23 protein-coding genes are annotated in these 25,013 nt (G+C 59.8%); 18 read left to right on the top strand and 5 right to left on the bottom strand.

Annotated features, from left to right (window positions below):
• The first annotated feature begins 2 nt into the window (after positions 1-2).
• Positions 3-1,406, top strand: a complete 1,404-nt coding sequence (mgtE, locus tag GQF03_RS04755) for a magnesium transporter (RefSeq protein ID WP_161338013.1) — start codon at positions 3-5, stop codon at positions 1,404-1,406.
• A 5-nt stretch (positions 1,407-1,411) separates the two neighbouring features.
• Here mgtE and GQF03_RS04750 read toward each other — a convergent pair whose 3' ends face one another.
• A complete protein-coding gene (locus tag GQF03_RS04750; protein WP_161338012.1) occupies positions 1,412-2,311 on the bottom strand; it encodes a LysR family transcriptional regulator in 900 nt (299 codons plus the stop codon).
• 138 nt (positions 2,312-2,449) lie between these two features.
• Here GQF03_RS04750 and GQF03_RS04745 point away from each other — a divergent pair, with 138 nt between their 5' ends.
• From GQF03_RS04745 to GQF03_RS04725, 5 genes are all read left to right on the top strand, one after another.
• Positions 2,450-2,932, top strand: coding sequence for a PaaI family thioesterase (locus tag GQF03_RS04745; protein WP_161338011.1), 483 nt, complete (start codon positions 2,450-2,452; stop codon positions 2,930-2,932).
• Between the two features lie 88 nt (positions 2,933-3,020).
• Complete coding sequence (locus tag GQF03_RS04740; RefSeq protein ID WP_161338010.1) at positions 3,021-4,193, top strand: isovaleryl-CoA dehydrogenase; 1,173 nt, start codon at positions 3,021-3,023, stop codon at positions 4,191-4,193.
• A 42-nt stretch (positions 4,194-4,235) separates the two neighbouring features.
• Positions 4,236-5,423: an acetyl-CoA C-acetyltransferase gene (locus tag GQF03_RS04735; protein ID WP_161338009.1), complete on the top strand. Its 1,188-nt coding sequence runs from the start codon at positions 4,236-4,238 to the stop codon at positions 5,421-5,423.
• 30 nt (positions 5,424-5,453) lie between these two features.
• The gene (locus tag GQF03_RS04730; RefSeq protein ID WP_161338008.1) at positions 5,454-6,590 is read left to right on the top strand and encodes an acyl-CoA dehydrogenase family protein; all 1,137 of its coding nucleotides are present in this window, start codon (positions 5,454-5,456) and stop codon (positions 6,588-6,590) included.
• Between the two features lie 3 nt (positions 6,591-6,593).
• Positions 6,594-7,205, top strand: coding sequence for a 2-hydroxychromene-2-carboxylate isomerase (locus GQF03_RS04725; RefSeq protein WP_161338007.1), 612 nt, complete (start codon positions 6,594-6,596; stop codon positions 7,203-7,205).
• Positions 7,206-7,273: 68 nt separating this feature from the next.
• Here GQF03_RS04725 and GQF03_RS04720 read toward each other — a convergent pair whose 3' ends face one another.
• The gene (locus tag GQF03_RS04720) at positions 7,274-8,056 is read right to left on the bottom strand and encodes an SDR family NAD(P)-dependent oxidoreductase (RefSeq protein WP_161338006.1); all 783 of its coding nucleotides are present in this window, start codon (positions 8,054-8,056) and stop codon (positions 7,274-7,276) included.
• 105 nt (positions 8,057-8,161) lie between these two features.
• On the opposite strand from GQF03_RS04720, the gene GQF03_RS04715 reads away from it, so the two are divergent.
• Genes GQF03_RS04715 through GQF03_RS04695 form a run of 5 tightly spaced genes read left to right on the top strand, consistent with a single transcriptional unit; the run spans position 8,162 to position 13,999 of the window.
• The gene (locus tag GQF03_RS04715) at positions 8,162-9,769 is read left to right on the top strand and encodes a carboxyl transferase domain-containing protein (RefSeq protein ID WP_161338005.1); all 1,608 of its coding nucleotides are present in this window, start codon (positions 8,162-8,164) and stop codon (positions 9,767-9,769) included.
• A 9-nt stretch (positions 9,770-9,778) separates the two neighbouring features.
• Positions 9,779-10,573 carry an enoyl-CoA hydratase-related protein gene (locus GQF03_RS04710; protein WP_161338004.1) on the top strand — a complete coding sequence of 265 codons (795 nt, stop codon included), beginning with the start codon at positions 9,779-9,781 and terminating at the stop codon, positions 10,571-10,573.
• Between the two features lie 22 nt (positions 10,574-10,595).
• On the top strand, positions 10,596-12,617 hold the full coding sequence (locus GQF03_RS04705; RefSeq protein ID WP_161338003.1) for an acetyl-CoA carboxylase biotin carboxylase subunit: 2,022 nt from the start codon (positions 10,596-10,598) through the stop codon (positions 12,615-12,617).
• Positions 12,614-13,519 (top strand): hydroxymethylglutaryl-CoA lyase, encoded by a 906-nt coding sequence (locus GQF03_RS04700; protein WP_161338002.1) that lies wholly within the window; start codon positions 12,614-12,616, stop codon positions 13,517-13,519. Before GQF03_RS04705 ends, GQF03_RS04700 begins: the two co-directional genes overlap by 4 nt.
• A gap of 45 nt (positions 13,520-13,564) precedes the next feature.
• Positions 13,565-13,999, top strand: a complete 435-nt coding sequence (locus GQF03_RS04695; RefSeq protein WP_161338001.1) for a DUF1489 family protein — start codon at positions 13,565-13,567, stop codon at positions 13,997-13,999.
• Here GQF03_RS04695 and GQF03_RS04690 read toward each other — a convergent pair.
• Complete coding sequence (locus GQF03_RS04690) at positions 13,991-16,072, bottom strand: molybdopterin-dependent oxidoreductase (RefSeq protein WP_161338000.1); 2,082 nt, start codon at positions 16,070-16,072, stop codon at positions 13,991-13,993. The genes GQF03_RS04695 and GQF03_RS04690 overlap by 9 nt on opposite strands.
• Before the next feature lie 187 nt (positions 16,073-16,259).
• Here GQF03_RS04690 and GQF03_RS04685 point away from each other — a divergent pair, with 187 nt between their 5' ends.
• Genes GQF03_RS04685 through GQF03_RS04670 form a run of 4 tightly spaced genes read left to right on the top strand, consistent with a single transcriptional unit; the run spans position 16,260 to position 20,120 of the window.
• Positions 16,260-16,997, top strand: a complete 738-nt coding sequence (locus GQF03_RS04685) for a lysophospholipid acyltransferase family protein (RefSeq protein ID WP_161337999.1) — start codon at positions 16,260-16,262, stop codon at positions 16,995-16,997.
• Positions 16,997-18,268 (top strand): 3-deoxy-D-manno-octulosonic acid transferase, encoded by a 1,272-nt coding sequence (locus GQF03_RS04680; protein WP_161337998.1) that lies wholly within the window; start codon positions 16,997-16,999, stop codon positions 18,266-18,268. Before GQF03_RS04685 ends, GQF03_RS04680 begins: the two co-directional genes overlap by 1 nt.
• A complete protein-coding gene (gene lpxK, locus GQF03_RS04675; RefSeq protein ID WP_161337997.1) occupies positions 18,265-19,254 on the top strand; it encodes a tetraacyldisaccharide 4'-kinase in 990 nt (329 codons plus the stop codon). The genes GQF03_RS04680 and lpxK overlap by 4 nt, the downstream gene beginning before the upstream one ends.
• Entirely contained in the window at positions 19,251-20,120 is an 870-nt protein-coding gene (locus GQF03_RS04670; protein ID WP_161337996.1) for a lysophospholipid acyltransferase family protein, read from the top strand. The genes lpxK and GQF03_RS04670 overlap by 4 nt, the downstream gene beginning before the upstream one ends.
• Positions 20,121-20,126: 6 nt before the next feature.
• Here the strand turns inward: GQF03_RS04670 and GQF03_RS04665 are convergent, their stop codons facing one another.
• Both GQF03_RS04665 and GQF03_RS04660 read right to left on the bottom strand, forming a co-directional pair.
• On the bottom strand, positions 20,127-21,194 hold the full coding sequence (locus GQF03_RS04665) for a Leu/Phe/Val dehydrogenase (RefSeq protein ID WP_161337995.1): 1,068 nt from the start codon (positions 21,192-21,194) through the stop codon (positions 20,127-20,129).
• Positions 21,195-21,417: 223 nt separating this feature from the next.
• On the bottom strand, positions 21,418-22,527 hold the full coding sequence (locus GQF03_RS04660) for an NAD(P)/FAD-dependent oxidoreductase (RefSeq protein WP_161337994.1): 1,110 nt from the start codon (positions 22,525-22,527) through the stop codon (positions 21,418-21,420).
• Between the two features lie 76 nt (positions 22,528-22,603).
• Between GQF03_RS04660 and GQF03_RS04655 the strand changes: the two genes are divergently transcribed.
• The 3 genes from GQF03_RS04655 to GQF03_RS04645 all read left to right on the top strand — a co-directional run bounded on the left by GQF03_RS04655 (position 22,604) and on the right by GQF03_RS04645 (position 24,983).
• Positions 22,604-23,602 carry a DUF3179 domain-containing protein gene (locus GQF03_RS04655; RefSeq protein WP_161337993.1) on the top strand — a complete coding sequence of 333 codons (999 nt, stop codon included), beginning with the start codon at positions 22,604-22,606 and terminating at the stop codon, positions 23,600-23,602.
• Between the two features lie 148 nt (positions 23,603-23,750).
• Positions 23,751-24,629: a division plane positioning ATPase MipZ gene (locus tag GQF03_RS04650; protein WP_338401301.1), complete on the top strand. Its 879-nt coding sequence runs from the start codon at positions 23,751-23,753 to the stop codon at positions 24,627-24,629.
• A gap of 30 nt (positions 24,630-24,659) precedes the next feature.
• Entirely contained in the window at positions 24,660-24,983 is a 324-nt protein-coding gene (locus GQF03_RS04645) for an ArsR/SmtB family transcription factor (RefSeq protein WP_161338118.1), read from the top strand.
• Positions 24,984-25,013 lie beyond the last annotated feature (30 nt).

The raw sequence follows: 25,013 nt of genomic DNA, 5'->3' as shown, positions 1-25,013 counted from the left end.
TTATGTCCGATGCAACGGAAAAGACCGAGGATGACGTCGCTCTCGCGGAAGAAAGCGCCACGCCGACCTATGGGCTGAGCGACGAAATCGTCCAGGAAATCCAGGACGCGGTCGAGCGCGACGACGCGCTTTTCATTCATGAAAAGCTGGAGGACTGGCATTCCGCCGACGTCGCCGACCTGATCGAACAGCTCAAGCCGAAGCTGCGCCTGCCGTTCCTCAAGATCATGGAAGGGCGTCTGGAACCCGATGTCTATTCGGCTCTTGACGAGAATGTCCGGGACCATCTTGTCGATGAAATGGAGCCGGCGGAGATTGCCGCCTTCCTCAATGAGCTCGAACTCGATGACGCCGTCGATTTTCTCGAGAATTTCGAGGAGGAGGAGCAGCGCGAGGTCCTGAACGAGATCCCGCCGGATGACCGCGCCGCCCTGCAGGAAGGCCTCTCCTACGGTGAGGACAGCGCCGGCCGGTTGATGCAGCGCAACCTGATCGCCGTTCCGGAATACTGGAACATCGGTCAGACCATCGACTACATGCGCGATACCGAAGACTTGCCGGATGAATTTTACGAAATCTTCGTGGTCGATCCGCGTCACCACCCGATTGGCACGGTCCCGCTCAACCGCGCGATGCGGAGCAAGCGCGATGTCCTCGTACGCGATATCATGGATACGGAGCAGAAGCTCATCCCGGTCGATATGGACCAGGAAGACGTCGCCTATCTCTTCCAGCAATACCGCCTCGCTTCCGCGGCCGTGGTGAACGATGACGGCGCGCTGATCGGTGTGATCACGGTTGACGATATCGTCGATGTTATCAGTGAAGAGGCGGAAGAAGACATCCTCCGGCTCGGCGGCGTGTCGGAGGACGACCTGTTCGGCAGCGTCTATTCGACAACCCGCGCGCGCTTCCTCTGGCTGTTCGTCAACCTGCTGACGGCCATTGCCGCCTCCGTCGCGATCAGCTTTTTCGATGCGACGATGGAGGCGATTATTGCGCTTGCCGTCCTGATGCCGATTGTCGCCAGCATGGGCGGCAACGCGGGCACCCAGACCCTGACCGTGGCGGTGCGGGCGCTGGCGACGAAGGAACTTACCGCCGCCAACGTGCTCCGGATATTGCGAAAAGAGGCGATGGTCGCGTTTCTGAACGGCTGCGTTTTCGCGGTGCTGATCGGCGGCATCGCCTGGGCCTGGTTTGCCGATCCGGAAATCGGCGCCATTATCGCGCTGGCGATGATCGTGAATATTCTCGTGGCTGGCATCGCGGGAATGGTGGTGCCGGTCACGCTCGACAAGATGAATATCGACCCGGCCATCGCCTCCAGCGTCTTCGTGACGACGGTAACGGATATCGTCGGCTTTGTCGCCTTCCTCGGCCTCGCGACCCTCGTGCTGATTTAAGCCGCCTAGCGCGCCCAGTCGAGATTTTTGCTGCCCGCCCGTTCGGGATACCAGTCATGGCTGACCGCGAACATCTGGAAGGAGCGGATAAGATCGTTTTCGTCTTTTGCCCGCCAGACAAGGCCGATCGTGCGGTAGATATTAATCCCCTCCACGGGCAGAAGCGTAACGCCGGGCGCGTTCAGGATATCGGGCATCATGCAAAGGCCAAGGCCCGCGCCGACGAACGCCAGCGCCTTCTCGTCCTGGTCTGTACGGAAAATGATATGCGGGTTGACGCCGGCGCTCGCGAACATGCGGGTGAGTTCCGTTTCCGCCTCGCAATGGGTGCGATGCAGGAAATCGAGCCGGTCGAGCTCCTTTAGCGGAATGGCGTTCCTGCCGGAAAAGGAATGGCCCGAGGGAACGGCAACCATGTATTTCCATTTATAAAGCTGCACAAATTCCGTGTTGCTTTCGGCATCCGGTGTCACCGAGAGGGCGACATCGATGCGCCCTTCGTCGAGCCAGCGTTGGAGCTGCGCCGTCGATCCGTCCTTGATGGAGATCTGGATGTCCGGATGGGCTTTGCCAAAGTCGTCGAGAAGGGCGGCGACGCGCGCGCTAGGCGCGCTGCGCAACAGGCCAAGCTGCAATCGCCGGACCGGGCTTTTGCGTACGATGTCCGATTTCGCGGCATTGCATTCATAGATAATGGTCCGCGCATGGGGCAGGAAACGGCGACCTGCCTCCGTCAGGGAAATTTTCCGGGCATCGCGGTTGAAGAGCGGCGTACCGAGTTCCGTCTCCAGCTTTTTGATGCCCGCCGACAGGGTTGGCTGGCTAACGAAGGCGCGTTCCGCCGCACGGGAGAAATTGTTCGTCTCGACGATGGCGAGAAAATATCTGAGCTGGTAAATATCCATGCTATAGATGATATCAATAGTTATGATCGAAACAAATGATTTTATCTATTGACATAAATTCCTTATATTCCAGCCAAATAACAGGTAGAACCGGCTGCGGTGAGAGGATGCAAACGGTTCATAAAGCGGGAACGGGACATGTTGGCAGACTTCAAGCCGCGTAATCCGGATTATGACCATGTCGTGCGAGACAGTTTCGCGCGCCAGCCCTATATGGCGGACATCGGGGCCTGGATCGACCGGCTGGAGCCGGGGCTTTGCGAACTCGCGCTCGAGAGACGTCCGGGCCTGACGCAGCAGCATGGGTTTTTCCACGGCGGCCTTGTCTCGGCGCTCACGGATTCTGCGGCCGGCTATGCCTGCTACTCCCTTTATCCGCCGGACAGTACCGTTCTGACGACGGAGTTCAAGGTGAACTTTCTGAACCCCGCGCAAGGAACGCGCTTGCGGGCGCGGGCGCAGGTCGTCAAAGCCGGAAAGACGCTTTTTGTCTGCCAGGCGGACGCCTATGCGGAAGAAAGCGGCGAGAGGAGGCATTGCCTCACGGGACTGTTTACGATGATGTGCCTGACGGGAAAATCGGATCAGGTGAACTTTGGGCGTGACGTGGTATCGACATGAATGCGTTGCCGCGCCATATTAATCCTGCTGGGCCCGTCGCGTATCCATCAGCCAGCAACTCAATCTTGTTTGAAGGTAAGGAAAAACGATGTCAGCAATTCATTTTCCCGGTCTGAATTTCGGTCTTGGCGAAACCGCCGACATGCTCCGCGATACGGTCGCGAGCTTCGCGCAGGAGGAACTTGCGCCGCGGGCCGCCGAGATCGACGCGACGAACCAGTTCCCGATGGATATGTGGAAGAAGATGGGCGATCTCGGACTTCTCGGCATTACGGTGGAGGAGGAATATGGCGGATCGGCGCTGGGCTATCTCGAGCATTGTATCGCCGTTGAGGAAATAAGCCGGGCGTCGGCCTCGGTCGGGCTTTCCTACGGCGCCCATTCGAACCTGTGCGTCAACCAGATCCGCCGCAACGGCAACGCCGCGCAGAAGCAGAAATATCTTCCCAAGCTGATCAGCGGGGATCATGTGGGCGCCCTTGCTATGAGCGAGCCGGGGGCGGGGTCGGACGTTGTGTCCATGCGGCTTCGCGCCGACAAAAAGGGCGATCGCTATATCCTGAACGGCAATAAATTCTGGATCACCAACGGGCCCGACGCCGATGTGCTGGTGGTCTATGCGAAAACGGTGCCGGACGCCGGGCCGCGCGGCATTACCGCCTTCATCATTGAAAAGGGATTCCCCGGCTTTTCCACGGCGCAGAAGCTCGACAAACTCGGTATGCGCGGTTCCAACACCTGCGAACTGGTGTTCGAGGATTGCGAGGTGCCGGAGGAAAATATTCTCGGGCCGCTTAACGAGGGTGTCCGGGTGCTGATGAGTGGCCTTGACTATGAGCGGGTCGTGCTTTCCGCCGGTCCGCTCGGTATCATGCAGGCCTGCATGGACGCGGTCATTCCCTATATCCATGACCGCGAACAATTCGGCCAGCCCATCGGCACCTTCCAGCTGATGCAGGGTAAAATCGCCGACATGTATTCGACCATGAATGCCTGCAAGGCCTATGTCTATGCCGTTGCCCGGGCCTGCGACCGCGGCGAGACGACACGAAAGGATGCCGCCGGGGTGATCCTCTATGCGGCGGAGAAGGCCACCTGGATGGCGCTGGAGGCGATCCAGGCGCTGGGCGGCAATGGCTATATCAACGAATATCCGACGGGACGTTTGCTCCGCGATGCCAAACTCTATGAAATTGGCGCGGGTACCAGCGAAGTTCGGCGGATGCTGATCGGGCGCGAACTCTTTGATGAAACAAGTTAAGTTCACGAAGGCACATCTTCGATAAATGATAAGGAGAAAAAAATGAGTGAAGATCCAATTGTCATCGTTGGTATGGCACGGACGCCAATGGGCGGGTTCCAGGGCGACCTTTCAGAGGTCAAGGCCCCCGAACTGGGCGCCGTTGCGATCAAGGCGGCGATGGACCGCGCCGGGGTCACCGGAACCGATATTGACGAAGTGATCATGGGCTGCGTTCTTCCCGCCGGTCTCGGCCAGGCGCCGGCGCGCCAGGCCTCCTTCGGCGCGGGCATCCCCGACAGTGTCGGCTGCACCACCGTCAACAAGATGTGCGGCTCCGGCATGCGCGCGGCGATGTATGGCTATGACGCGCTGATGGCCGGCAGCAACAATGTCGTTGTCGCGGGCGGATTTGAAAGCATGACCAACGCCCCCTATATCCTGCCGAAAATGCGGACCGGCCTTCGGCTGGGCCATGGCGAGGTGAAGGACCATATGTTCCTGGACGGTCTGGAGGATGCCTATGAGGAAGGCCGCCTGATGGGCAGCTTTGCTGAGGAAACGGCAGGTCTTTACCAGTTTACCCGGGAAGCGCAGGATTCATATGCGATTGAATCGCTGCGGCGGGCGAAACAGGCAACGGAAGATGGGACTTTTGCCGCGGAAATTACGCCGGTGACCGTCAAGACCCGCAAGGGCGACGTGACCATCGACAAGGATGAGCAGCCACTTAAAGGCAACCCGGACAAAATTCCTTCCCTGAAGCCCGCCTTTGCGAAGGACGGGACAGTAACGGCGGCGAACAGTTCATCCATCTCTGATGGTGGTGCTGCGCTCGTCCTGATGCGGGAGAGCGAGGCAAAGAAGCGCGGCCTGAAGCCGATTGCGAAATTCCTCGCCCATTCGACCCATGCCCGCAAACCGTCCGAATTCACCATGGCGCCGATCGATGCGATCCAGAAGGTGATGGACAAGGTCGGCTGGACAAAAGACGATGTTGATCTGTTCGAGATTAACGAAGCGTTCGCTGTCGTCACCATGGCGGCGATGAAGGACCTTGGCCTCGATCATGAGAAGGTCAATGTGCATGGTGGTGCCTGCGCGCTTGGCCATCCGGTTGGTGCTTCGGGGGCGCGGATCGTTGTCACGCTCCTCTCTGCCCTGCAGAAATACGGCAAGACACGCGGTGTTGCCTCTCTCTGCATCGGCGGCGGCGAAGCGACGGCAATGGCGCTCGAACTCGTCAACTAAACGCGCAAGCAACGGAAGGGAGGGAGCCGGATGATTTTAACTGAAGAGCAGACCATGATCCGCGACATGGCGCGTGACTTTGCGCAAGATCGTCTGGCCCCGAATTCTGTCGAGTGGGAAGAACAATCGTCCATTCCGCGCGGTGTTTTGAACGAGATGGGCGCACTCGGCCTGATGGGCATGACCGTGCCAGAAGAATATGGCGGGGCCGGGGCGGATTACGTTTCCTATGCGCTGGCGCTGATGGAAATTGCCGCCGGCGACGGCGCCCTCTCGACCGTGATGAGCGTGAATAACTCGCCCTATTGCGCGGCCGTCCTGAAAGAGGGAACGGAAGCGCAGAAAAACACCTTCCTTGTCCCGGTTGCCAAAGGTGAGGAACTGGGCGCCTTTTGCCTGACCGAACCGCAGGCGGGATCGGATGCCTCGGCGCTTCGCACCCGGGCGCGGAAAGAGGGCGATCATTATGTCATAAGCGGCACCAAGCAGTTTATCACCTCGGGCAAGACGGCGGATGTCGCGCTGGTTTTCGCGGTGACCGACCCCGACGCGGGCAAGAAGGGGATCAGCTGTTTCATCGTGCCGACGATCAGTGAGGGATATCGCGTCGTTTCAATCGAGAAGAAACTGGGGCAGAAAGCCTCCGATACCTGCCAGATCGCCTTTGATGATGTGCATATCCCGGCGGCGAATATGTTGGGGCCGGAAGGGGCGGGATATCGTATCGCGCTCGCCAATCTGGAAACAGGCCGTATCGGCATCGCCGCGCAAAGCGTCGGCATGGCCGGGGCCGCCCTTGCCCATGCCATTGCCTATGCGAAGGAGCGCCAGTCGTTTGAAAAGGCGATTATCGAGCATCAGGCGGTTGGCTTCCGCCTCGCGGATATGGCAACCAAGCTGGAGGTGGCGCGGCAGATGGTGCTGCATGCGGCCAGCCTGAAAGACGCGGGGCTACCCTGCCTCACTGAGGCCAGCATGGCCAAGCTCTTCGCCTCCGAAATGGCGGAGGAAGTCTGCTCCGGCGCGATCCAGACACTCGGGGGGAATGGTTATATCGCGGACTACCCGGTCGAGAAGATCTACCGTGATGTCCGGGTCTGCCAGATTTATGAGGGCACGTCGGACATCCAGAAGCTGGTCATCGCCCGTAACCTGGCGGCGGCGTAGAGCATGACGATGCCGGGCCCGATAGATTTTTATTTCGATTTTTCCTCGCCTTATGCCTATCTCGGCAGCCATGTGATCGGGCCGGTCGCCGAGAAGCATGGGCGCGCGGTTGTCTGGCATCCCTTCATGCTGGGCATTGCCATGCAGGGCGAGAAGACCTTTCCGCTCACGCAATATCCGCTGAAGGGGGACTATTCGCGGATGGATTTCGACCGCACCGCCCGCTATCACAAAATCCCCTTCGTCATGCCGGCGGACTTCCCGAAGCTGACCCTGGGCGCGTCCCGCGGGTTTCTCTGGATTTCGCGGGAGGACCCGGAAAAAGCCGTCGAGTTTGCGAAGAACGTTTTCGCCGCCTATTTCGTCTCGGGCAAGGATATTTCCGATATCGCGATTGTGGCCGACATCGCGGAGGAAGTAGGTCTGGATCGCGCCGCCTTTATGGGGGCTGTGCAGGCGGACGAGATCAAGGCGGAGTTCAAATCCTCGGTTGAGGAGACGGTTTTCAAGAAGAAAGTCTTCGGCGCGCCCTTCTTCATCGTGGATGGGGAACGCTTCTGGGGCGCGGATCGGGTTGGCCAACTCGATGAATGGCTGACGAGAGGGGGCTGGTGATGCAAATGGGGGCGCAGAAATTTGATGGTTCCGGCCCCGCCCTGGCGGAGCCGGGAGTTGTGATCGGCCTAAAAGAGGAAATAGCCGCCGTCGATCAGCATGGTATCGCCCGTGTGATAGGCGCTGGCGTCCGACATCAGATAGACGGCCATGCCGCCGAAATCCTCGGGCTGGCCCCAGCGGCGCGCCGGGATGCGCGGCTTCACCGCATCGGAAAATTTCTGCCAGGCGATGGCATTTTCCGTCATCGCGGTTTCGATCCAGCCGGGCAGGATGGCGTTGGCCGTGATGCCCTTGCCGGCGAATTCGACCGCCAGCGCCCGGATCATGGAAATCACGCCGCCCTTGGTCGCGGCATAATGTTCGTTCCGTGCGGCGCCGGAGATGGCCGCGAGGCTGGCTGTGCCGATGAGGCGCCCGCCCGGATCCCCGTTCTCGGCGCGCTCCACCATATGTTTCGTCGCTGCCTGGAAGGTGTAAAAGACGCCATCGAGATTGATATTGAGAACGCGGTGCCATTCCGCATCATCGATATCCAGGAAGGATTTCTTGCCCGAACTGACGCCCGCATTCGCAAAGCAGCCATCGACGCGGCCAAATTGCGACAGCGTCTCGGCAAAGCAGTCCTGAACTTCCTTTTCATCCGCAACATTGCAAAGAAGCGAGGAGACGCGGGTGCCGTGGGCCTTCAGCTTTTCGACGGCGGCCGCGTTTTTGGTCTCGTTCGTGCCCCAGATGCAAATATCGCCTCCCGCCTGGGCGATGGCGTCTGCCATGCCAAGGCCAATGCCCCCGTTTCCGCCTGTGATGAGGGCGACCTTCCCGGTCAGGTCAAATGGATTATAGGCCATTCATGGCTCCTTTTTTTGGTTCTTGTTTGGAAGCGAATCCGTAACACATAGGGCGACGTTCGCCAAGCTATCGATTTAAGTGCACTCTGAAGGAAAGTGAACTAGATGTCCGTATTGAAAAGCAGTCTCAACACCCGGAGTGATGACTTCAAGGCCAATGCCGCGCATATGGCGGGGCTGGTTGAGGATCTGAAGGAAAAGGTCGCCATCGTCAAGCAGGGCGGCGGCGAACGCGCGCGCGAGAAACATCTCTCACGCGGCAAACTGCTCCCGCGCGAACGGGTGCGCAAGCTCCTTGATCCCGGTTCACCCTTTCTGGAATTCAGCCAGATGGCGGCCTGGGACATGTATGGCGGCGATATCCATTCCGCCAGCGTGATTACCGGGATTGGACGCATCGAGGGCCGCGAATGCGTCGTGGTCTGCAATGATGCGACGGTAAAGGGCGGGACCTATTATCCGCTGACGGTGAAGAAGCACCTCCGGGCGCAGGAAGTGGCGCTGCAAAACAATCTTCCCTGCATTTATCTTGTGGATTCCGGCGGGGCGAACCTTCCCAACCAGCAGGATGTTTTCCCAGACCGTGAGCATTTTGGCCGCATCTTCTACAATCAGGCAAATATGTCGGCGCTTGGCATTCCGCAGATTGCCGTGGTGATGGGCTCCTGCACTGCCGGCGGCGCCTATGTTCCGGCGATGTGCGATGAAAGCATTATCGTCCGCAATCAGGGCACCATCTTCCTTGCCGGTCCGCCGCTGGTGAAGGCGGCAACCGGCGAAGTTGTCTCGGCGGAGGATCTGGGCGGGGCGGAGGTTCATTCCCGCATTTCCGGCGTCACTGACCATATGGCCGAAAATGACCTGCATGCGTTGCAGATTGCCCGAAGCTGCGTGGCGGGTTTCAATCGTCCGAAACCCATGCCGCTTGAGGTTCGCAGCCCCAGGCCGCCGCTTTACGATCCGAAGGAAATTTATGGTCTGATCCCGAAGGATATGCGCACGCCCTTCGATGTGAGGGAGATTATCGCCCGCGTCGTCGATGGCTCCGAGTTCGAGGAGTTCAAGAAAAATTACGGAACGACCCTGGTCACGGGTTTTGCCCATATCCATGGCTATCCGGTCGGTATCGTGGCAAACAACGGCATCCTCTTTTCGGAATCCGCCGTTAAAGGCGCGCATTTTATCGAGCTTTGCTGCCAGCGGAATATCCCGCTTGTCTTCTTGCAGAATATTACCGGCTTCATGGTCGGGCAGAAATATGAATCAGGCGGTATCGCCAAGGACGGCGCCAAGCTCGTGACGGCGGTCGCCACGGCCAAGGTGCCGAAATTCACGATGATTTTCGGCGGCTCCTTCGGGGCGGGTAACTATGGCATGTGCGGCCGCGCCTATAGCCCGCGCCTTCTCTGGATGTGGCCGAACGCGCGCATTTCCGTTATGGGCGGGCAGCAGGCCGCCGCCGTGCTCGCCACCGTCAAGCGCGACGGCATGGAAGCGCGTGGCGAAACCTGGAGCGCGGAGGAGGAAGCCGCCTTCAAGGCGCCGGTAGAAGCGCAGTACGAAAAGGAGGGGCATCCCTATTTTGCGAGCGCGCGCATCTGGGATGATGGTATTGTCGATCCGGCGGAAAGCCGGATGGTTCTGGGCCTTGGCATTTCGGCCTCCCTCAACGCCCCCATCGAGCCGACAAAATTCGGCCTCTTTAGAATGTAGGAGAGTTTTATGAGTGAAGAATCAGCGGTATTGCATTTCTCGACCGACGGCATCGCGACCATTACGCTTAACCGGCCGGAGGTGCATAATGCCTTCGATGAGGAGCTGATCGAGCGTCTTGGCGACATGTTCGAGGATGTCGGCCATCAGGATGGTGTCCGCGCCGTCGTGGTCGCCGCCGCCGGAAAAAGCTTTTGCGCCGGGGCGGATCTCAACTGGATGAAACGCGCCGCGCATTTCACCGAGGAGGATAACCGCGAAGACAGCATTGTCCTGGGGAGGATGCTGAAAAACCTTCATGCGATCCCGAAGCCGACCATCGCGCTGGTTCAGGGCGCGGCCTATGGCGGGGGGCTCGGTCTGGTCGCGGCCTGCGATATCGCAATCGGCGTGAAATCAGCGAAGTTCTGCCTTTCCGAGGTGAAGCTCGGGCTCCTTCCGGCTGTCATCTCCCCCTATGTGGTGGAGGCGATCGGCGTCCGTGCCTGCCGCCGGTATTTCCTGACGGCGGAGGTCTTTGACGCGACGGAGGCCCATCGCCTCGGCCTGCTGCATGACGTGGTTGAGGATGTGAGCCACCTGGCGGAGGCGCGGGACCGCCTGATTGACCAGATCATGAAGAATGCGCCGGGCGCCATGGCCGATTCCAAGGACCTCATCTATACGGTCTCCGATCGTCCCATCGATCAGGATGTTATCGAGGAGACAGCCGAACGGATTGCCGCCCGGCGGGCGACCGACGAAGGGAAGGAGGGCGTTCAGGCGTTCCTCGACAAGCGCAAGCCCAATTGGCATATTATTTAACCTGATATAGGAAATTTAACCGGTGTTTAAAAAGATACTTATCGCTAATCGCGGAGAGATTGCCTGTCGGGTCATGGCCACGGCGGCGAAGCTGGGCGTCCGGACGGTTGCCGTTTATTCCGAGGCGGACGCCAACGCCCGCCATGTCCAGATGGCGGATGAGGCTGTCCTGATCGGCCCGCCGGAAGTTTCGGCAAGCTACCTGAAGGCGGACACGATCCTTGAGGTCGTGCGGCGGACGGGAGCGGAGGCGATCCATCCGGGCTATGGCTTCCTGTCGGAGAATGCGGGATTTGCCGAGAAATGCGCAAAAGCCGGCATCGTCTTTATCGGCCCGCCCGCGGACGCGATTCGCGCCATGGGGCTGAAAGACGCGGCGAAAGCCCTGATGGTCAAGGCGGGCGTGCCGGTCGTGCCGGGGTATCACGGGGAGGATCAGGATCCGGACCTGCTGGCGGCGGAGGCGGAGAAAATCGGTTATCCCGTCCTGATCAAGGCGGTCGCGGGCGGCGGCGGCAAGGGCATGCGGAGTGTCCATTCCGCAAAAGAATTCCCGGCGGCGCTGGCCTCCGCCCAGCGGGAAGGGCAGTCGGCCTTCGGAGATGCGCGTGTCCTGATCGAGAAATTCCTCACCAAGCCGCGCCATATCGAGATCCAGGTATTCGCTGATACCCATGGCAACGCCGTGCATCTGTTCGAGCGGGACTGCTCCCTCCAGCGGCGGCACCAGAAGGTGATCGAGGAAGCGCCGGCGCCGGATATGCCGGTGGCGATGCGCGAGGCCATGGGCGCGGCGGCCGTGGCGGCGGCAAAGGCGATTGGCTATGTCGGTGCGGGCACCATCGAGTTTATCGCCGATGTCTCCAACGGGCTCAAGGAAGATGCGTTCTATTTCATGGAAATGAATACCCGCCTTCAGGTGGAGCATCCGGTGACCGAGATGATCACCGGGCAGGATCTCGTGGAATGGCAGCTGCGAGTCGCGGCGGGAGGAGAGCTCCCCTGCACTCAGGAAGATCTTTCCATCTCCGGCCATGCGTTCGAGGTGCGGCTCTATGCGGAAGACCCGGCGAATGACTTCCTGCCCGCGACGGGGCAACTTCTTCGGTTGCGGCCGCCCCGGGAAGCGGACGGCGTCCGGATTGATACCGGCGTGCGCGAAGGTGACACGGTGACGCCGTTTTATGATCCGATGATCGCCAAGCTGATCGTCTGGGACGAGACGCGGGACATGGCGCTTCAGAAACTGAGCGCCTCCCTGGATGACTATCAGGTGGCGGGCGTCGCGACGAACCTGGCGTTCCTTGGCAATATCGCCGGCCATCCGTCTTTTGCGGCGAAGGATCTGGATACCGGCTTCATCGAGCGTTTCAAGGCCGATCTGGTGCCCGGACCGCTTGCCCCGACAGAAGAGGAGATGGCGCTTGCCGTCGCGCATCTGCTGCTGGAGCGCGAGAAGGGTCACAAGGCTGCCCGCGCCGCGACGAATGATCCCTATTCGCCCTGGGATGACCTTACGGCCTGGCGCCCCAATGATACCGGCCATGACGATTTCAAGTTCGAGGTGGACGGGTCGGAAATAACGGTTCATGTTGTCTATGAAAAAGGCGGATTTCTGCTTGAACTGCCCGAAGTCCCGCTGCATGTTCATGCCGAGCTGGCGGCGGACGGGAGCCTCCACGCTGATCTGAATGGGCATAAAATCGACGCCGCCGTCGTCACCCAGGGCGCCAAGATCATTGTCATGACCACCGGACGTCAGGTCGAGATCGCTCGCGTCGTCGATGATTTCGATGCCGATAGCGCCGAGGGCGGCGCGGGCGCGATCACGGCACCGATGCCGGGCAAGCTGATCCAGATTTTCGCCAATGCGGGGACGCGGGTGAGCAAGGGTGACCCCCTGGTTGTATTGGAGGCGATGAAAATGGAGCATACGTTGACAGCCTTCAAGGATGGTATTATCGAGGACGTATTTTTCGAAGTTGGAGATCAGGTGGATGAGGGAACCGTGCTCGTCCGCCTTGAAAGCGAGGAGACAGCATGACGCTTCCGTCAAAGGTACGAATTTTCGAAGTGGGCGCGCGGGACGGCCTGCAGAATGAGAAGCAGATGGTCCCCGCGGGGATCAAGGTCGAACTGATCGAGCGGCTGGTCGATGCCGGCGTCAAGGCCATCGAGACCGGCAGTTTCGTCTCGCCGAAATGGGTGCCGCAGATGGCGGACACCGCCGAGGTGATGGAAAAAATCTCGCGCCGGGACGACGTGACCTATGCGGTTCTGACACCCAATATGAAGGGATATGAAGGCGCCGTCGCCTCCGGCGCCGATGAGATCGAAATTTTCAGCGCGGCGTCCGAAAAATTCAATCAGCGCAACATCAATTGCTCCATTGCCGAAAGCCTGGAGCGGTTCGCGCCGGTGACGGAAGCGGCAAAGGCCGCAGGCATTCCCTATCGGGCGAGTGTTTCCTGCGCGCTTGGAAGCCCGTTCGACGAGGAGATCACGCCCGAGGCTGTCGCCGATGTGTCAAAGAAGCTGTATGACATGGGCGCTTACGAGGTTTCCATCGCCGACACCATCGGAGTGGGGACGCCGATCCGCACCAAGAAAGTGATCGAGGCGGTCGCCAATGTCATCCCGCTCGAGGTGATCGGCGTGCATTTTCACGATACCTACGGCCAGGCGCTGGCGAACTATCTGGCGGCGCTGGAAATGGGCATCTCCAAGCTCGACAGCTCCGTTGCCGGTCTCGGCGGCTGTCCTTATGCGCCGGGCGCAACGGGCAATGTGGCGACGGAGGATGTGGTCTATATGCTCGACGGCATGGGCATCGACAGCGGGATCGACCTCAAGAAACTCGTCACCACGGCCTGGTTCATTTCCGATTTTCTTGACCGCGCGCCGGTTTCCAGTGTCGCCAGAGCCCTCAAGGGAAAGCTCGGCTAGTTCCCTTGCTGGACAAACGGGGCGGTTTCGGGGTATTTAAGAGGCATGTCAGTACATCTCCTAATCGTCAGCGTCGGCATCACGTCGGTCGATCAGCTTCGCGCCAACCAGTCTCGACGGCTGATTGCCGGACCGCTGTGTCATGTAACGAAGCAACGGCCGACCCGCGAGGATGAACTTCTCGACGGTGGATCCGTCTACTGGATCATCAAGGGGCATATCGCGGCGCGCCAGCGCGTCCTCGGCCTTGAGCGGCTCTACGATACCGAAGGCGAGAAATGCGGCCTGATGCTGGATTCGGAGCTTATCGAAACGGAGCTTTTCCCGCGTGCCCCGCATCAGGGCTGGCGCTATCTGGAAGCGGACGACGCCCCGCGCGATCTGCGTGATATTGTCGAGGAGAGCAAGTCCGATGACGACAGCGAGGGCGAGCTTTCTGAGGAAATGGCGGCGGAGCTTCGCTCTCTCGGATTAATCTGACGCGTCCGCCTCGGGCCGTATCCAGACAGCCGTGTCATGAAACGCCGCGCCGCCGTTCGGCTTCGGCGCCTTCGCGCTGACCAGCAGATTGATCCCGACCTTCTCGATAAAGAATTTTCCGGGCCAGACGCTCTCGACGATCACCGTTCCCGGATTGAGCCCGTCGAAAATCTCGGCATGGATCAGGAGGGAGCCAAGCCTGTTGCCGATCCGCACAATGGCGCCATCCTCCGTGCCGATGGCGGCGGCGTCCTGGCTGTGTATCTTGACCGTCGGGCGTTTTTCCCGTTTCAGCGACGTCGGCGTCGCCGTGAAGCTGGTGTTGAGGAAATTGCGCGCGGGCGCGGTCACCATCCGGAAGGGATGCTCCGCGTCGGCGACAAAGATGGCCTCCCAATGATCGGGAAGGGCCGGCATTCCTTCATAATCGGCACCGATTTTCGACCAGTCCGGCGTGAAATGGAATTTGCGATCGCTATGGGCGAAGCCGTTGAGATAATGGGCGCTGTCGAAATCGATCATGCAGTCGTGCCATTTTTTCTCCGTCAGCGTCTCGGCATCGGGCCAGCCGGAGACTTTAAGCGTCTCGTCGATCATCTCCATCGCCGTCATGTCAAAGCCGCGATGCTCCGCGCCGAGGCGTTTCGCAAGTCCCGAGATCACCCCATGGTTGGAGCGGCACTCCCCGAGCGGGTCGATGATTTTCGGTCCCATCATGATATGGCTCTGGCCGCCCGCCTGATACAGATCGTCATGCTCGACGAAAGTCGTCGCCGGCAGCAGGATATCGGCCATCTTCGCCGTTTCGGTCATGAACTGTTCATGCACGCAGACGAACAGATCGTCGCGGGCGAACCCGGCATGCACCTTGCCAAGTTCCGGCGCGACATCCATCGGATTGGTATTCTGGATGAGCAAACCGGTGACCGGAGGCCCGTCGCCGAGATCGGTCTTGTCGCCGGTCAGCACCGGGCCGATACGGGACATGTCGAGGGTGCGTATCGCCGGATCGATCGCATCCAGCCCCTCGATCAGGGTCTTGTCCCAGTGATAGATGCCGCCGTTGTTATGCATGGCGCCGCCGCCCTCATATTGCCAGGAGCCGGTGACGGCGGCGAGACAGCTTGCCGCATGCATGTTGACGGGTCCGTTCTGGCTCCGCGCGAAGCCGTATCCGAGACGCAGGAAGGATTTCTTTGTCTGGCCGTAGAGGCGGGCGAAGGCGTAAATCTCCTCGGGCGTCAGGCCGGTGATTGCGGCGGCCCAGTCCGGCGTCTTGTCCTGAAGATGCGCTTCCAGCTCCTTCCAGCCTTTCGTGAATTTCTCCATATAGGCGCGGTCCGCCATCCCCTCCTTGAAGAGGACATGCATAACGGCGCAGGCGAGCGCTCCGTCGGTGCCCGGATTGACGCAAAGATGCAGATCGGCGGTTTGCGCCGTCGCGTTGCGATAGGTGTCGATGACGACGATCTTGGCGCTGCGGTCCTTGCGCGCGCGCGTCGCATGGGTCATCACATTCACCTGGGTATGCACGGCGTTGGTGCCCCAGATGACGACAAGGTCCGATTTTGCCATCTCGCGCGGGTCCGGGCCATGCAGGGATCCGGTTCCGGCCATCCAGCCGCCGCGCGCAAGCGTCGTGCAGATGGTCAGTTTCTGTTCGGAATATTTCTTCACGTGACGAAGCCGGTTGATCCCGTCGCGCTGCACGAGACCCATCGTCCCGGCGTAGTAATAGGGCCAGATGGTCTCGCTGCCATATTGCGCCTCGCGCTTGAGAAAGGCCTCGGCCACCTCGTCGAGGGCATCATCCCAGCTGATCTGCTGCCACGCGCCCGAGCCTTTCTCGCCGATGCGCCGCATGGGATGCATCAGCCTGTCCGGATGATGGGTCCTCTCGGCATAGCGGGCGACTTTTGCGCAGATGACGCCGGCGGTATAGCTGTTGTTCTCGGCCCCCCGTACGCGCCCGATTTGCCGGCTGTTCAACCGCTCGATTTCCAGTGCGCAGGTCGACGGACAGTCGTGCGGGCAGGCGGAAGCGCGGATCTCGGGGGCGGCGGTATTTGTCATCGGGCGGCTTTCTGCATATATAGCCGAAACGGCATGTTTTTAATGAACATAGACCAGATTAATGAGATATTGAAGCGGCAGCAATCCATCGCGTCGGAAAAAGGGCCGGATTTGGCAATTGAACTGGCAAAGGCGGTGCGGGCAATATATATCGGGGCGTGGATTTTCCCGGTGAAAGCGTAGGTTTTTGAAGGCGATAAAGAAAATACTGAAAAGCGATGGCGCGAAGGCCGTGATCAGCGTCCTGGCGGCGGGCTATATCTGGCTTGTCTACCGCACCAGCCGCTGGCAGGTCATCAACGGCGAGGCGCCGCATGCGCGGATGAGCGCGGGAGACCCCTTCATTCTCGCCTTCTGGCACGGTCGCCTTCTGATGATGCCGATTTCCGTGCAGAATAAAACCCGGGTGAATGTCATGATCTCCCATCACGGCGACGGCGAGATTATCGCCCGCACGATCAAGCATTGGGGACAGGACAGCGTTCGCGGATCGGCGAGCAAGGGCGCGGCGTCGGCGATCAAGCAGATGCTGAAGGCCCTTAAAAAGGGCGAGGTTGCGGTGATCACGCCGGATGGCCCCCGCGGTCCCCGGATGCGCGCGCAGGATGGCGTCGTCCGGCTGGCGGCGATGTCGGGCATGACTGTCTATCCCGTCAGTTTTTCGACGACGCGCGGCAAGATCCTCGGAAGCTGGGACCGGTTCCTCCTCGCCGCCCCGTTCAGCCGTGGCGTCGTCATCTGGGGCGACGGGATAGAGGTGCCGAGACGCGACGAGAACGGCGCCTTCGAGGCGGCGCGTGCGGCGATCGAGGCGAGCCTTACCAGGATCACACGCGACGCGGATGCCTTGTGCCATCGCGAAACGGTGGAGCCCGAGGCGCGCGACAAGCCGGTCAAGCCGCACAAGAAAGCCGCGGAAGTCTGATGCTGCTTGCCCTCTATAACGGCCTTTTGCGGATCGGCGCGCCGGCCCTTCGCCGTCACCTCGACAAGCGCCTCGCCGCCGGGAAGGAGGATCCGGCCCGGTTTCCCGAGCGGCTCGGCAACGCCTCCCGGGATCGCCCGACGGGCCAGCTCGTCTGGATCCATGCCGCCTCGGTCGGCGAGTCGGTCTCGGCGCTCACCCTGATCGACGGCCTACTGAAGGCCGCGCCGGAGCGGTCTATTCTTGTCACCACAGGGACGCGCACCTCCGCCGAAATCATGGCGGCGCGCCTGCCGGAGCGGGCCTTTCACCAGTTCGTTCCCGTCGATATGAAAGACGCCGTCGAGCGGTTTCTCGATCACTGGCGGCCCGATCTGGCGATCTGGATGGAATCGGAAATCTGGCCCAACCTGATTTCGGAGAGCGCCGCGCGCCGCATTCCAATGATGATGGCCAATGCCCGGATCACCGAAAAATCCTATCGTTTCTGGCGGAAGTCGCTTGGCTTTTCGCGGCAGCTTCTCGGTCATTTCAGCTTTTGTTCGGCGCAGTCGGAAACATCCGCCGAGAGGCTCCGGGAACTTGGGGCAATTTCCGTGGAATGTTTCGGCAATCTGAAATTCGCGGCGGAGCCGTTGCCCGTCGATGCGGATGCCCTGGCGGTGGTGACCCAAGATATTGCCGCCCGTCCGCTTTGGCTGGCCGCCAGCACCCACCGGGGGGAGGAGGAAATAATCCTCGCCGCGCATCGGACGCTCTGCGAAAAGCGGCCGGACCTGCTCACCGTGATCGTGCCCCGCCATCCGGAGCGCGGAGAGGACATTGCGACGCTTGCCATCGGGCAGGGGCTGACTGTTGTCCGCCGTTCCACCGACGCGCCGCTGACGCTGGAGACGGGCGTGTATATCGCCGATACCATTGGCGAGCTTGGCCTGTTTTACCGGCTGGCGAAGATCGTTCTTATCGGCGGGTCGCTGGTGCCGAATGGCGGGCAGAACCCGCTTGAGGCGGCGCGGCTCGACTGCGTGCTGCTGCACGGACCGCATATGGATAATTTCACCGAGATCATGGCCGATTTCGATTACCTCTCCGCCAGTCTGGAAGTCACGGATACCGACACCCTTGCGGCGGCTGTGGCGCGGTATCTCGATGCGCCGGACCTCTGCGCGGACATGGCGGCGCGGTCGGCGGAAGTTGTTGCGGTCGGTCAGGAAACGCTTGAAAAAACCCTTCGGCAGATCGAACGGCTGCTGGAAAGGGGGGCGGAATGAAGACCCCGCAATTCTGGCGCCGCGAGAGTAAAAGCGTCCTGCCCTTGCTGCTCGCGCCGGCGGCCTGGCTCTATGGCGCGGGGAGCCGGCTGCACCGGTCGATGCAGCGCAGCGAGGCCGTCGAGGTGCCGGTGATCTGCGTTGGCAATGTGGTTGCGGGCGGGGCGGGCAAGACGCCGGCGGCCGTCGCCATCGCGCAATTGTTCATCGCGGAAGGGAAACGACCGCATTTCCTGACACGCGGATATGGCGGCCGTCTGAAAGGCCCGGTCCGAGTCGTGCTTGACGTTCATCAGTTTTCCGATGTCGGCGACGAGGCCCTGATCCTGGCCGAGACGGCGCCCACCTGGGTCGCCGCGGACCGGGTTGCGGGCGCCCGCGCCGCAGCGAAGGCCGGCGCCGATGTTGTCATCATGGATGACGGATTTCAGAACCCGTCCCTGCGTAAGGATTTTTCCCTGCTTGTGATCGACGCGGATTACGGCGTCGGGAATGGCCGGCTGCTGCCCGCCGGACCGCTCCGGGAATCGCTTGCGGCCGGGCTTGCCCGGTCCGACGCGGTCATCCTGGTTGGCGGAATTACTGAGTCTAATGTATTTAACCGGTTAAATAGTAATACAGATGTTTTCACTTCCCATATTGTGCCGAAACCGGCAACCGAAGAGCTCAGCGGCGAAAAGGTTGTCGCCTTCGCCGGAATCGGCCGCCCAGAGAAGTTTTTCGAAACGCTGAAATTCGCCGGCTGCGACCTGATGGACAGCTTTAGCTATCCCGACCATCATGTTTATAATAAAGATGAAATCATGATAATGGTGGAGCGGGCCGCCGCCCTGGAGGCGGCGTTGGTGACGACCCGGAAAGACTATGTACGGCTCGCGGCAAATGAAAAAATGATGGTCGCGGTCTTTGATGTCGAGATGAATTTCGCGAACCCGGGCGCGCTTCGTAGCATGCTTCTCTCGCTTCTGAAAACACCGGCGGCATGAGCAAGGTTTCCCTGCGATACCGTCTTGAATGGATTGCTGTCCGCGCGGCGGTCGGCCTGTTCCGCCTGCTCGGTCGAGCGCGGGCGGCGGCCTTCGCCGGATGGCTCGCGCGGAAAATCGGCCCGCGATTGGGCGTGCATCGGCTGGCGCGGGAGAATATGCGGATGGCGCTTCCCCATCTCACCGCCACGCAGGTGGAGGAAACGCTGGCACGCATGTGGGATAATCTCGGGCGCAATGTCGGCGAAATCCCGTTCAACCGGGAAATCCTCAGCGATACGGACACGGTCGAGATTGTCGGCGGTGAATATCTCGACGAATATCTTGAAAGCGGCAAGGCCGCCTTCTTCGTGACCGCCCATTATGGCCCGTGGGAGCTGGTGGCGCTGGTCGGCAGGCGTCTCGGTGCGCGCGCGACCGGCATTTACCGGGCGGCCAACAACCCGCTGGTCGAAGAGTATTTCCAGGAGATGCGGGCTGATCCCAATTATCGCTTCGTACCGAAGGGAAACGAGGGGGCACGAACCATCGTAAAGGCGGCGCGGAGCGGCGGGGCGATCGTGCTGCTGAACGATCAGAAACTCAACAGCGGCATCGCGGTGCCCTTCTTCGGGCGGGAGGCCATGACGGCACCGGCGGTCGCCGAGATCGCCTGCAAGATGGATGTGCCGGTCTATCCGATGCGCGCCGAGCGGCTCGACGGCGGGCGCCGTCGCCTCACCATCTATCCGGCGCTGGATATACCGGCAACCGGCGACAGGCCGACGGACGTCTATGCGATGTTAAAAGCGATCAACGAGGTGTTCGAGCGCTGGATAACCGAGCGGCCGGACCACTGGTTCTGGGTCCATAACCGCTGGTCATAAGTTTCGTCAGCTGGCAAGCGCGAGATCGCCTTTTTCGGATTTGACCCGGTCCAGCCGCTCAAGTGCGATCTTGTCGGCGATTTCGGCGGTCGTTACCTTCTCCGCTCTTGCCCGCTTGAATATATTCAGGCAGGTATCGTGAATCTCGGCGACCTGCCGCATCGCTTTCTCGCGGTTGAAGCTGGGCCCTTCGTGACTGATGATGATGATGCCGCCCGCATTGATCGCATAATCGGGCGCATAGAGAATTCCCTTTTCCATCAACATCTTGGCGTGGCGATCCTCGGCAAGCTGGTTATTGGCGGAACCGGCGACGGCCCGAACCTTCAGCCGGGCTATCGTCTCGTCATTCAGGATGGCGCCGAGCGCGCAGGGGGCGAAGACGTCGGCGTCCTGATCGTAAATGGCGTCAATCCCGACAGCGGTTGCGCCAAGGTTCTTTACGGCTTTCTCCACCGCGGCGTCATGGGGGTCGGCGACAATCAGCTGGGCGCCGGCGTTCCTCAGAAGCTCGCAGAGCCCGTATCCGACATTTCCAAGTCCCTGAACGGCGACCGTGACGCCGGCAAGCGTCGTCTTTTTCAGCTCGAACTCGACGGCGGCGCGCAATCCGTGAAATACGCCCCAGGCGGTGGCGGGCGACGGATCGCCGGCATTGCCTTCGCTGATGCCCGCGATATGGCGGGTGCGCCGCCGGGCGATTTCAAGGTCCTTGACGGTGGTGCCGACATCTTCGGCGGCGATATAGGTGCCGCCTAACTGATCGACGGCGCGGCCGAAGGCTTCGAACAGTTCCGGCGTCTTGTCGGTATGCGAATTCCCGATGATCACGGATTTGCCGCCGCCGAGATTGATCCCGGCAAGCGAGGATTTGTAGGTCATCCCGCGCGAGAGGCGGAGAACGTCTGCGATGGCGTCTTCCTCGGATCCATAATCCCACATGCGGGTGCCGCCGAGGGCCGGGCCCAACGTGGTGTCATGCACGGCGATAATCGCCTTCAGACCGGTTTTTCTGTCATGGAAAAACAAGACGTCTTCGTGGTTGTCGAACTCTTTTGCAGTAAATACTGTCATAACGAACCTCGATAAAATAAGTAAACGAATCTAGCGTCTTTCCTTTGATATTTTCTTAAAAAAGCGCGAAATCAATTTAAATTTTACCGATTTTCGAAGTTCGCAGCATCCTTTCGCCGATATCGGTAAAGGATTTGCAAAATTTCCGCCCGGTGAGCGGAAAAGCAATAAAACAACGGCCGGAATATGCCGATTTCCACGAATTCTGGTTAATTTCAGCGATTCACATTCGGTCCGTTTTCCGCAGGATATCCTTAACGAAGGCGCCGATCTGGAGGCTGGAGGTCAGGCCCGGGCTTTCCATGCCGAAGAGATTGACAAGGCCCGGAATCCCGTGCGCGTCCTCTCCCGCAATCACGAAATCGGCCATCGCGCCCTCCGGCGTCTGGACCTTGGGGCGGATGCCTGAATAGGCGGGGATAAGGCTGTCATCGGGAAGCGCCGGGAAGTAACGGCGGATCGCCTCGTAGAAATCATCAGCGCGGGCCGGGTCGACCCGATAGTCGATATCGTCCACCCATTCCTGATCGGGGCCGAAGCGGATCTGCCCGGCAAGGTCGATCGTCACATGAATGCCGAGGCTCGCCGTATTCGGCACGGGATAGATCAGATGGGAGAAGGGGGCGCGGGCGGACATGGTGAAATAACTGCCCTTGGTGAGATACCGTTCCGGGATCTGCTTTGGTGCGAGGCCGTCGATCGTCCGTGCGACCGCTTGCGCCGAGAGCCCCGCCGAATTGATCAGGTTGCGGCAGTCAATCGCCGTGCCGCCGGCGGTCACCGTAAATCCGTCCGCTGTCTTTCCGGCATGCTGGAAGGTCGTGTGATAGGCGATGGCGCCGCCGTTATCCTCTATCTCGCCGACATAGGCGAGCATCAGTTGGTGACTGTCGATAATGCCTGTCGACGGGGAGAGAAGGGCGCCTGTGCAGTTGAGCGCGGGCTCCATTTTGACGGCTTCTTCCTTCGTCAGGAACACGACATCGTCGACCCCGTTGGCCGCCGCCTTCGCGGCAAGCGATTCAAGGGTTGTCCTCTCCTCCTCGGCGGTCGCGACAATCAGCTTGCCGCAGTTCCTGTGCGGAATATGGCGCGTCCGGCAATAGTCATAGAGGAGTTGCTTGCCCTCGACACAGAAACGGGCCTTCAGGCTGTCTTTCGGATAATAGATCCCGGCATGGATGACCTCGCTGTTGCGCGAGGAGGTTTCTTCGCCGAAATGTCCGGCCTTTTCGAGCACCAGCACATCGCGGCCTGCGACGGCAAGCTCCCGTGCGATGGCGAGACCGATCACGCCGGCGCCAATCACGATATTTTCAACATCGACGGCCATAGCCGTCCCTACCAGTTTTTCATCAATTCACAAAGGCTTGATTTCGATCCCGAACCAACCGGTTCTAGGATGGGATATGAAACAGATTTTAAGGCCCTTGTTGATCCTTCTCCTGCTGTCGCTATGGGGGGCGTATCCCGCCTCGGCCAATCCCGACTATTGGTCGAAAGCCTGGCCGAAAACCGATTTCTCCAGGACCGAGGTGCCGCTCGATGAGATAAAGTCGGGCGGGGTGCCGAAGGACGGCATTCCGGCGATTGACGATCCGAAATTCATCGCCGCGGCAGACGCCGCTCACCTGACGGAAACCGAGCCGGTTATCGGCGTTGTCGTCAACGGGGAGGCGAAGGCCTATCCGCTGCAGGTTCTGATGTGGCACGAGATCGTCAATGACGAGATCGGCGGTGTTCCCATCGCCGTGACCTTCTGTCCGCTCTGTAATGCGTCACTGGTGTTCGACCGGCGGATCCGCCATCCGTCGACGGGTGAGATGCGGCTCGATTTCGGGACGACGGGAAAGCTCAGGAACTCTGATCTCGTGATGTATGACCGCCAGACCGAAAGCTGGTGGCAGCAGTTCACCGGGCGGGCGATCGTCGGCGAGCTTATGGGGACCGAGCTAAAGATGCTGCCGGTCAGAATCGAATCCTTTGCAAATTTCAAAAAGCGTCAGCCGGAGGGGCGGATTCTCGTTCCGAATGACGAAAATTTCCGCCGCTATGGCCTAAATCCCTACCAGCAATATGACAGCGCCTGGCAGCCTTTCCTCTATAATGGGGAGCTGCCGGAGTTCGTGCCGCCGCTATCGCGGGTCGTGGTCGCGGAAGGGCGCGCCTGGGCGCTCGATTTTCTGCGCCGGGAAAAACGGATCGAAACGACGGACGGTCTTGTCATCGAGTGGGAGGAAGGGCAGAATTCTGCGCTTGATGCGGCGGTCATCGGGGAGGGCGTGGATATCGGCAATGTGACCGTGCGGCGGCGGACGGCGACGGGACTGGAAGATGTCCACTATACGGTTGATTTCGCCTTTGCCCACCATGCCTTTAAACCGGATCAGCCGATCATATTTGAATGAGAGATTCCTGATATTTGTCAATAATTTGTAAATCCGATCCCGATATGATGCTTGTCTTGTAACGGTGGCTGGTTTACTAAATTACGGCATCAGGCCGAATGTGGTCGGCCAGTTGGCGGCGGTGAAAATTGCTGGGGGCGAAATAAACGTGTCGAACGTGACAGTGACTTTGGACGAACCGAATCCAGAAAATGAACAGCCCACCCGCGCACATATAATTGTCGTGGGAAATGCGAAAGGCGGGTCGGGCAAGTCGACGACCGCTATGCATATCATCATCTCCTTGCTGACGATGGGCTTCAAGGTTGGCGCGATCGACCTGGACGGCAAGCAGAAAACGCTCGGGCGGTATATCGAAAACCGCCAGAGCTATATTTCCAAGAAGAAATTACAGCTGGCGATGCCGACGCTTCGGGTGATTGAGCCCAGCCCCAAAAAGAATATGGATGAGGCGCAGTCGGATGAACGGGCAAGGTTCGTCGCGGCGCTGCAGGAACTCGTCTATGAAAATAACTTCGTCGTTGTCGATTGTCCCGGCGCCGACAGCTTTATCTCCAAGCTTGGTCATTCCTTCGCCGATACCCTGCTGACCCCGATGAACGACAGCTTTATCGACCTTGACTTGCTGGCGACGGTCAATGGGTCGAGCCTGGAAGTGGAAAAACCGAGCTGGTACAGCGAAATGGTCTGGGAGCAGCGCAAGCGCCGTGCGCTTATCGACAACCACAAGATCGACTGGGTCGTGATGCGCAATCGCCTCTCGCATACCGACGCCCATAACAAGCGGCATATCGAGAAGATCCTCAGCAAGCTCGCCTCGCGCATTTCCTTTCGCGCCGCGCCCGGCTTCGGGGAACGGGTGGTCTTCCGGGAACTATTCCTCAAGGGCCTGACAATGCTTGATTTGAACAAGAAAGGCGTTGGCGTTAAAATGTCGATGAGCCATGTGGCGGCGCGTCACGAGCTTCGGCATCTGATCAAATCCCTGAATTTGCCGGGTATCGAGGATAAAGTCGAAAAACTTTAACGCCGCCATTTTTGAAAGATCTTTATCATGATGGAGACTGAAGAAGCCGCGGACGTCCTTGCCAAGCTTGGTCACCCTGTCCGTCTCCGGATTGTTCAATATCTTGTTCAGGCGGGCGAGAAGGGGCTTTCTGTTGGTGAGATTCAGGGCCTTCTCGATATTCCGGCCTCAACCCTGTCCCACCATATTTCAAATCTGATTGCCGGTGACCTGATCCGGCAGGAACGGGAAAGCCGGACATTACGCTGTTTTGTCAATTACAAAAAGGTCGAGGGGCTTGTTCAGCTCCTCACCGATAAATGCTGCATGGGGGTCGATCTTTCCCATACAGAGGCCGTCACTGAAGACAGCTGATTCCACCAGATTCCCTATATTTCGATAATT

The organism is Sneathiella chungangensis, from assembly GCF_009882935.1.
GTDB classification, from domain to species: domain Bacteria; phylum Pseudomonadota; class Alphaproteobacteria; order Sneathiellales; family Sneathiellaceae; genus Sneathiella; species Sneathiella chungangensis.
Note: the sequence above shows the minus strand (reverse complement) of the source record. Positions and strands in the feature narration are given on the sequence as shown.

Coding starts and splice junctions, on each gene's coding strand:
- mgtE (WP_161338013.1), top strand. CDS start 3: ATGTCCGATGCAACGGAAAAGACCGAGGATGACGTCGCTCTCGCGGAA.
- GQF03_RS04750 (WP_161338012.1), bottom strand. CDS start 2,311: ATGGATATTTACCAGCTCAGATATTTTCTCGCCATCGTCGAGACGAAC.
- GQF03_RS04745 (WP_161338011.1), top strand. CDS start 2,450: ATGTTGGCAGACTTCAAGCCGCGTAATCCGGATTATGACCATGTCGTG.
- GQF03_RS04740 (WP_161338010.1), top strand. CDS start 3,021: ATGTCAGCAATTCATTTTCCCGGTCTGAATTTCGGTCTTGGCGAAACC.
- GQF03_RS04735 (WP_161338009.1), top strand. CDS start 4,236: ATGAGTGAAGATCCAATTGTCATCGTTGGTATGGCACGGACGCCAATG.
- GQF03_RS04730 (WP_161338008.1), top strand. CDS start 5,454: ATGATTTTAACTGAAGAGCAGACCATGATCCGCGACATGGCGCGTGAC.
- GQF03_RS04725 (WP_161338007.1), top strand. CDS start 6,594: ATGACGATGCCGGGCCCGATAGATTTTTATTTCGATTTTTCCTCGCCT.
- GQF03_RS04720 (WP_161338006.1), bottom strand. CDS start 8,056: ATGGCCTATAATCCATTTGACCTGACCGGGAAGGTCGCCCTCATCACA.
- GQF03_RS04715 (WP_161338005.1), top strand. CDS start 8,162: ATGTCCGTATTGAAAAGCAGTCTCAACACCCGGAGTGATGACTTCAAG.
- GQF03_RS04710 (WP_161338004.1), top strand. CDS start 9,779: ATGAGTGAAGAATCAGCGGTATTGCATTTCTCGACCGACGGCATCGCG.
- GQF03_RS04700 (WP_161338002.1), top strand. CDS start 12,614: ATGACGCTTCCGTCAAAGGTACGAATTTTCGAAGTGGGCGCGCGGGAC.
- GQF03_RS04695 (WP_161338001.1), top strand. CDS start 13,565: ATGTCAGTACATCTCCTAATCGTCAGCGTCGGCATCACGTCGGTCGAT.
- GQF03_RS04690 (WP_161338000.1), bottom strand. CDS start 16,072: ATGACAAATACCGCCGCCCCCGAGATCCGCGCTTCCGCCTGCCCGCAC.
- GQF03_RS04680 (WP_161337998.1), top strand. CDS start 16,997: ATGCTGCTTGCCCTCTATAACGGCCTTTTGCGGATCGGCGCGCCGGCC.
- lpxK (WP_161337997.1), top strand. CDS start 18,265: ATGAAGACCCCGCAATTCTGGCGCCGCGAGAGTAAAAGCGTCCTGCCC.
- GQF03_RS04670 (WP_161337996.1), top strand. CDS start 19,251: ATGAGCAAGGTTTCCCTGCGATACCGTCTTGAATGGATTGCTGTCCGC.
- GQF03_RS04665 (WP_161337995.1), bottom strand. CDS start 21,194: ATGACAGTATTTACTGCAAAAGAGTTCGACAACCACGAAGACGTCTTG.
- GQF03_RS04660 (WP_161337994.1), bottom strand. CDS start 22,527: ATGGCCGTCGATGTTGAAAATATCGTGATTGGCGCCGGCGTGATCGGT.
- GQF03_RS04655 (WP_161337993.1), top strand. CDS start 22,604: ATGAAACAGATTTTAAGGCCCTTGTTGATCCTTCTCCTGCTGTCGCTA.
- GQF03_RS04645 (WP_161338118.1), top strand. CDS start 24,660: ATGGAGACTGAAGAAGCCGCGGACGTCCTTGCCAAGCTTGGTCACCCT.